The organism is uncultured Thiocystis sp., from assembly GCF_903866365.1.
Classification (GTDB): Bacteria; Pseudomonadota; Gammaproteobacteria; order Chromatiales; family Chromatiaceae; genus Chromatium.
This window is the reverse complement of sequence record NZ_CAIPNF010000106.1, coordinates 1-6,327: the sequence shown is the minus strand read 5'-3', so window position 1 is coordinate 6,327 and position 6,327 is coordinate 1. Positions and strand designations below refer to the sequence as shown.

At 63.1% G+C, this 6,327-nt stretch carries 4 protein-coding genes; 3 read left to right on the top strand and 1 reads right to left on the bottom strand.

Features of this window, described 5'->3' with window-relative positions; all coding sequences use genetic code 11:
- The first annotated feature begins 223 nt into the window (after window positions 1–223).
- Both secA and argJ read left to right on the top strand, forming a co-directional pair.
- A complete protein-coding gene (gene secA / locus QZY07_RS06500) occupies window positions 224–3,055 on the top strand; it encodes a preprotein translocase subunit SecA (protein ID WP_295400818.1) in 2,832 nt (943 codons plus the stop codon).
- Window positions 3,056–3,059: 4 nt separating this feature from the next.
- A complete protein-coding gene (gene argJ, locus QZY07_RS06495) occupies window positions 3,060–4,271 on the top strand; it encodes a bifunctional glutamate N-acetyltransferase/amino-acid acetyltransferase ArgJ (protein WP_295400816.1) in 1,212 nt (403 codons plus the stop codon).
- Window positions 4,272–4,467: 196 nt separating this feature from the next.
- On the opposite strand, the gene QZY07_RS06490 is transcribed toward argJ, so the two are convergent.
- Complete coding sequence (locus tag QZY07_RS06490; RefSeq protein WP_295400814.1) at window positions 4,468–5,664, bottom strand: RtcB family protein; 1,197 nt, start codon at window positions 5,662–5,664, stop codon at window positions 4,468–4,470.
- A 313-nt stretch (window positions 5,665–5,977) separates the two neighbouring features.
- Here QZY07_RS06490 and QZY07_RS06485 point away from each other — a divergent pair.
- A partial coding sequence (locus QZY07_RS06485; RefSeq protein ID WP_295400812.1) for a hypothetical protein occupies window positions 5,978–6,327 on the top strand: 350 nt, incomplete at its 3' end.

Genomic DNA, 6,327 nt, shown 5'->3' with positions numbered 1-6,327 from the left:
GCTTTCGACGCTCGATCCGAGGATCTTCCAAGGAGGTGAAATGCTCAAGAATGCTTGCTGACATGAGAAACTCCAATCGTCGTTTCTCGCTAGCATCCGTCAACTACCCGAAAAACGGAATGTTTAAACGCGCTCGCCCTGCAAGTCATCCATGATCCACACCTTCGTTCATCGAATTCCGGTATCATTCGCGGATTTAGTCGGCAGGTCTTAAATTCATCCGATGGTTACTCGTCTGTTCAAAAAGATCTTCGGGAGCCGCAATGATCGGCTCGTCAAGACATTGCTAAAATCCGTGGCGCGGATCAACGCGCTAGAGCCCGAGATCGCGCAATTGTCGGATCAGGGGCTCGCCGCGAAAACCGCCGAATTCCGGCAACGGTTCGCTGCCGGCGCCGAACTCGACAGCCTGCTCCCCGAGGCCTTTGCCGTGGTCCGCGAGGCCGGCAAGCGCGTGCTCCAGATGCGTCATTTCGACGTACAGATGGTCGGCGGCATGGTTCTGCATGACGGCAAGATCGCCGAGATGCGCACCGGCGAGGGCAAGACCCTGGTCGCCACCCTGGCGGCCTATCTCAACGCACTGCCCGGCAAGGGTGTGCATGTCGTGACCGTCAACGATTATCTGGCGCGCCGCGATGCCGCCTGGATGGGGCGGATTTATCATTTTCTGGGCCTGACCGTCGGCATCATTAATTCCTCCGGCGGCCTGGGGCCCGACATGGCCTCGTATCGGTTCGACCCGGATTACGAGCCGACCGCCGGTCAGGGGTATCGTCATCTGCGGCCCGCGACCCGTCGCGAGACCTACGCCGCCGATATCACCTACGGCACGAACAACGAATTCGGCTTCGATTATCTGCGCGATAACATGGCCTTCACCGCCGAGCAGCGGACCCAGCGCAATCCCTTTTACGCCATCGTCGACGAGGTCGATTCCATCCTGATCGACGAGGCGCGCACCCCGCTCATCATTTCCGGTCCCTCCGAGGGCAGCACCGACCTCTACAAGAAGATCGACGGGCTCATCCCCCGGCTAACCCGTCAGGCTCCCATCACGAACGAAGAAGGCAAGCCCGATTTCGGCCCCGGCGATTACTCGGTCGACGAGAAGCTGCGCCAGGTCTACCTCAGCGAGGAAGGCCACGAGCAGGTCGAACAGATGCTGGTCGAGATCGGCCTGCTCGACGAGGGCGACGGGCTCTATGATCCGGGCAACATCGTGCTCATGCACCATGTCTATGCCGCGCTGCGCGCCCATGTGCTCTTTCTGAAAAACGTCGAATACATCGTGCGCGACGGTCAGGTGATCATTGTCGACGAATTCACCGGCCGCACCATGCCCGGACGGCGCTGGTCCGAGGGTCTGCATCAGGCGGTCGAGGCCAAGGAAGGGGTCGCCATCCAGTCCGAAAACCAAACGATGGCCTCGATCACCTTCCAGAATCTGTTCCGGCTCTATCCCAAGCTCTCGGGCATGACCGGCACCGCCGATACCGAAGCCTACGAATTCCAGCAGATCTATGGCCTGGAGGTCGTCGTGATCCCGACCAACCAGCCGATGATCCGCGAGGATCGCGGCGATCTGGTCTATCTGACCCAGGACGAAAAATATCAGGCGATCATCGCCGACATCCAGGATTGCGTGAGGCGCGGCCAGCCGGCGCTGGTCGGTACTGCCTCGATCGAGACATCCGAACTCATCGACCGGCTGCTGATCGAGGAAAAGATCCCCCATGAGGTGCTGAACGCCAAACAGCACGAACGCGAGGCGGGCATCATCGCGCAGGCCGGTCGGCCGGGTGCCGTGACCATCGCGACCAACATGGCGGGACGCGGCACCGACATCGTGCTCGGCGGCAATCTGGAAGCGGAGCTCGAAGAGGCTGGCCCCGACGCCGATCGCGAGGCCATCCGTGCTGCCTGGAAGCTGCGTCATGCCGAGGTCGTCGCCGCTGGCGGTCTGCACGTCGTCGGCACCGAACGGCACGAATCGCGCCGCATCGACAACCAGTTGCGCGGGCGCTCCGGGCGTCAGGGCGACCCCGGTTCCTCGCGCTTCTATCTGTCGCTCGAAGACAACCTGATGCGCATCTTCGCCTCCGAGCGGGTCGGCAAGATGATGCAGCGGCTCGGCATGCAGAAGGGCGAGGCGATCGAACACCCCTGGGTGACCAAGGCGATCGAGAACGCCCAGCGCAAGGTGGAAGGGCGCAACTTCGATATCCGTAAACAGTTGCTCGAATACGACGACGTGGCCAACGATCAGCGCAAGGTGATCTATGGTCAGCGGCGCGAGCTGATGGATAGCGTCGATATCTCCGACACCGTCAACGCCATGCGCGAGGATACGCTCAAGGCACTGATCGATGGGCACATTCCGCCCGAGAGCCTGGAGGAACAATGGGATGTCGCCGGACTCGGCGAGGTGCTGATCCATCATTTCGGTGGCGATTGGCCGCTTCAGCAGTGGCTGGACGAGGACCACGACCTGCACGAAGAGAGCCTGCGCCGGCGCATTCATGACACCCTGGTTAAGCGTTACGAGGACCGGGAAGCGCTCATCGGGTCGCCGAGCATGCGTCAGATCGAAAAGGCCGTGATGCTGCAAACCCTGGACAGTCAGTGGAAGGATCATCTCGCCGCCATGGACTATCTGCGCCAGGGGATTCATCTGCGCGGCTACGCCCAGAAGAACCCCAAGCAGGAATACAAGCGCGAGGCGTTCGAGATGTTCTCGGCGATGCTCGACGGCATCAAACAGGATGTCGTGATTACCCTCGCCAAGCTTCAGATTCAGGCACCCGATGGCGCGTCCGGTCCGCCGCCCGAGGCGTTTGCCCCAAGTCCGACGCCAGCAAAGGCTTTCGAGTTCAAGCATGAGGTGTTCGAAGGATTCGGCGGCGGCGATGCCGATGACGCGGAAGCGCATCCAGGATCTGACGAACCGGAACATCAGCCCTTTGTGCGCGAAGGCCGCAAAGTGGGCCGCAACGAGCCCTGTCCCTGCGGATCGGGTAAAAAATTCAAGCAGTGCCACGGGAAAGCGAGCTAACGCGATGACGCCATCGGAGCTCTTCTTTCACCCCGTCGCCGGTCTGCGGCTGGCGGCGGGCGCGGCCGGCATCCGCTATCCAGGGCGCGATGACCTGGCGCTGTTCGCGTTGCCGCCGGGCAGTACCTGCGCGGCGGTCTTCACCCGTAACGCCTTCCGGGCAGCGCCGGTCACCCTGGCGCGGGGCCATCTGGACCGCGTCGCGCCGCGTTATCTCCTCATCAACTCCGGAAATGCCAATGCCGGAACCGGACGGCGCGGACTGGAGGATGCGCGCGCCTCCTGCGCGGCACTGGCCGAGCGGACCGGCTGCCAGCCCGAGGAGGTTCTGCCTTTTTCGACCGGCGTGATCGGCGAGCATCTGCCCGTGGAACGTCTCGCGGCGGCCCTGCCCGATCTCCTGGCGCGGCTCGATCCGGCGGGCTGGCCGTCCGTCGCGCGCGCCATCATGACCACCGATACGGTGCCCAAGCTGGTGTCATGCCAGTTCGCGCTGAACGGCCAGACCGCCACCGTGACCGGGATCGCCAAGGGCGCCGGCATGATTCGCCCGGACATGGCGACCATGCTCGCCTTCATCGCCACCGATGCCGCCGTCGCGCCCGCCTTGCTGCAGGTCTGTCTCCAGCAGGCCGTGGCGCCATCGTTCAACGCCATCACCATCGATGGCGACACCTCGACCAACGATTCCTGCGTGCTGATCGCCACCGGCGGGCTGGGGAATCCGCAGATCGAGGCGGCCGACACGCCGGATTTCGCGGCGCTACAGGCCGCCGTCAGCGCGGTCTGTCTGGACCTGGCCACGGCGATCGTCCGCGATGGCGAGGGTGCCACTAAGCTGGTCACCGTCCAGATCGAGCACGCCGCCGACACGGACGAGGCCCGGCGGGTCGCCGATACCATCGCCCATTCGCCGCTGGTCAAGACCGCGCTCTTTGCCTCCGACCCGAACTGGGGCCGGATTCTGGCCGCGGTCGGACGCGCCGGTCTCCAGGATCTGGACATCGAGCGGGTGCGGATCTCCTTGGGCGAGGTGCTGATCGTCGCGGACGGCGGACGCGCGCCGGACTATACCGAGGAGGCGGGGGCCGCCGTCATGGCCGAACCCGAGATTCTGATCCGCGTGGCGCTGGGTCGCGGCGACGCCCAGGCACGGGTGCTGACCTGCGATTTCTCCTATGACTATGTCCGCATCAATGCCGAGTACCGGAGTTAAGGCGATTTCCGGGAAAGTCTCTACCAGAATCAATGCTCAAATGGACAGGATTCACAGGATTTTTCAAGATTGACAGGATTAAAAACAATGGCTTCTATCCTGTTCATCCTGCGAAATCGTGTTAATCCTGTCCATTAACAGCTTCTCCATGGGTAGATTGTTTTCAGGGAATCACCTAAGCCGAATTGCGCCACCGTCACCCCTTCACGCACACCACCTGCTTCAAGGTATGCACCACCTCGACCAGATCCGATTGGTTGGCCATCACCCGGTCGATGTCCTTGTAGGCGCCCGGAATCTCGTCGAGCACGCCCTTATCCTTGCGGCAGATGACCCCCTCGGTCTGGGCCGCCAGATCCGCCGCAGTGAACTGCTTCTCGGCGGCGGTGCGACTCATGCGCCGCCCGGCACCGTGGGCACTGGAACAGAAACTCTCCGGATTGCCGCGACCGCGCACGATGTAGCTGCGCGCGCCCATGCTGCCGGGGATGATGCCCCAATCGCCCTCGCGGGCACGGATCGCCCCCTTGCGGGTGACCCAGACATCGGCGCGGTAGTGATGCTCGCGCTCTACATAGTTGTGATGACAGTTGACGACTTCCGTGGTCACCGTGAAGGCCGGCAGATGACGGGCGAGGGCGGCCAGCACCAGCGCCATCATCTGGTCGCGATTCTCGCGGGCATAGGCCTGCGCCCAGGAGACGGCGGCGACATAGTCGTCGAAGTGCTCCGTCCCCTCCGGGAAGTAAGCCAGGTCGCGGTTGGGAAGTTGGATCATCCAACGCTCCATGTCGCGCCGCGCCAGTTCGATGAAGTAATTCCCGATGGCGTTGCCGATCCCGCGGCTGCCCGAGTGCAGCATGACCCAGACCTGACCGGATTCGTCGAGACAGACCTCGATAAAGTGGTTGCCCCCGCCCAGGGTGCCCAGCTGATTGACCCAGTTGGAGAAGCGCCCGAACGCCTTGAGCAGTTGCGGGTGTTTGTCGGTCATGCTCGCGAGTGGGGCGGCGAAGGGTTTGGCGGCCTCCGCCAGTGCGCGGTCGTCACGATGCTGAGCGCGCCCGACCGGCACATCCCGGCTGATCTGGTCAAAGACCTTTTTCAAGCTGCGCTCGTCGATCTGCCCGGCGGTCAGCGAGGTGCGCGCGGCGGCCATGCCGCAACCGATGTCCACCCCCACCGCCGCCGGGATGATCGCCTGGTGGGTGGCGATGACCGTGCCGATGGTGGCGCCGATACCGGCATGCACATCGGGCATGGCGGCGACATGATGATGGATGAAGGGCAGTTTGGAGAGATCGACCAACTGCTCGCGCGAGCGTGGATCGAGCTCGTCGGTCCAGATCTTGACCGGCCGCTCGCCCTCGGTGATCACCTGTTGAATGGGCATGCTTCCTCCCGGCGCACACTGGCGCGTTGTGGCGTGACCGACAGCGGTCGAGTCGTGGCGATGAGGGGCGAGTGCCGCATGGAAGAGTCCAATGACTGGAATCGAAATTGTGGGCGTTTCTTTTGGCCCGACCGTATTGAGTTTACCGGAGATCACGGGCGAACTGCGCAGCACCTTTGACCAATTGACGGATCCACGCCGAGGCAAAAACACCTAGTAAAGTTTGGTCGATGCCGGTTAAACGCCTTAGCGGTGTTCTTCAGGCGGAGCTGGATAGAGGGCGAGTCGAGGATTTCATTGCGGAGGCGGAGCGATGGCGAGCAGAACACTGACGATCACGCTAACACCCAATTGGCGCGGAGCCTTGCGCGCGGCGGGACAGGCCGCGCAAGCGGATCGCTATCAGGGCGAGACGCTGAACTTCGAGACGCCGGCGGCCTTCTTCGGGCGGTTGACGGAACGGCGCTGGATGCTGGTGCAAACCCTGCTTGGGTCCGGCGAACTCAGTGTGCGCGAACTGGTGCGGCGGGTCGGACGCGACGTGAAACGGGTGCATGAGGACACGAGCGTCCTCGCCGAATTGGGCTTGGTCGAACGCTCGGAGCGCGGCGGGGTGTGGTGTCCGTTCGAGGACATCCATGTCGATCTGCGGTTGCGGCGAGC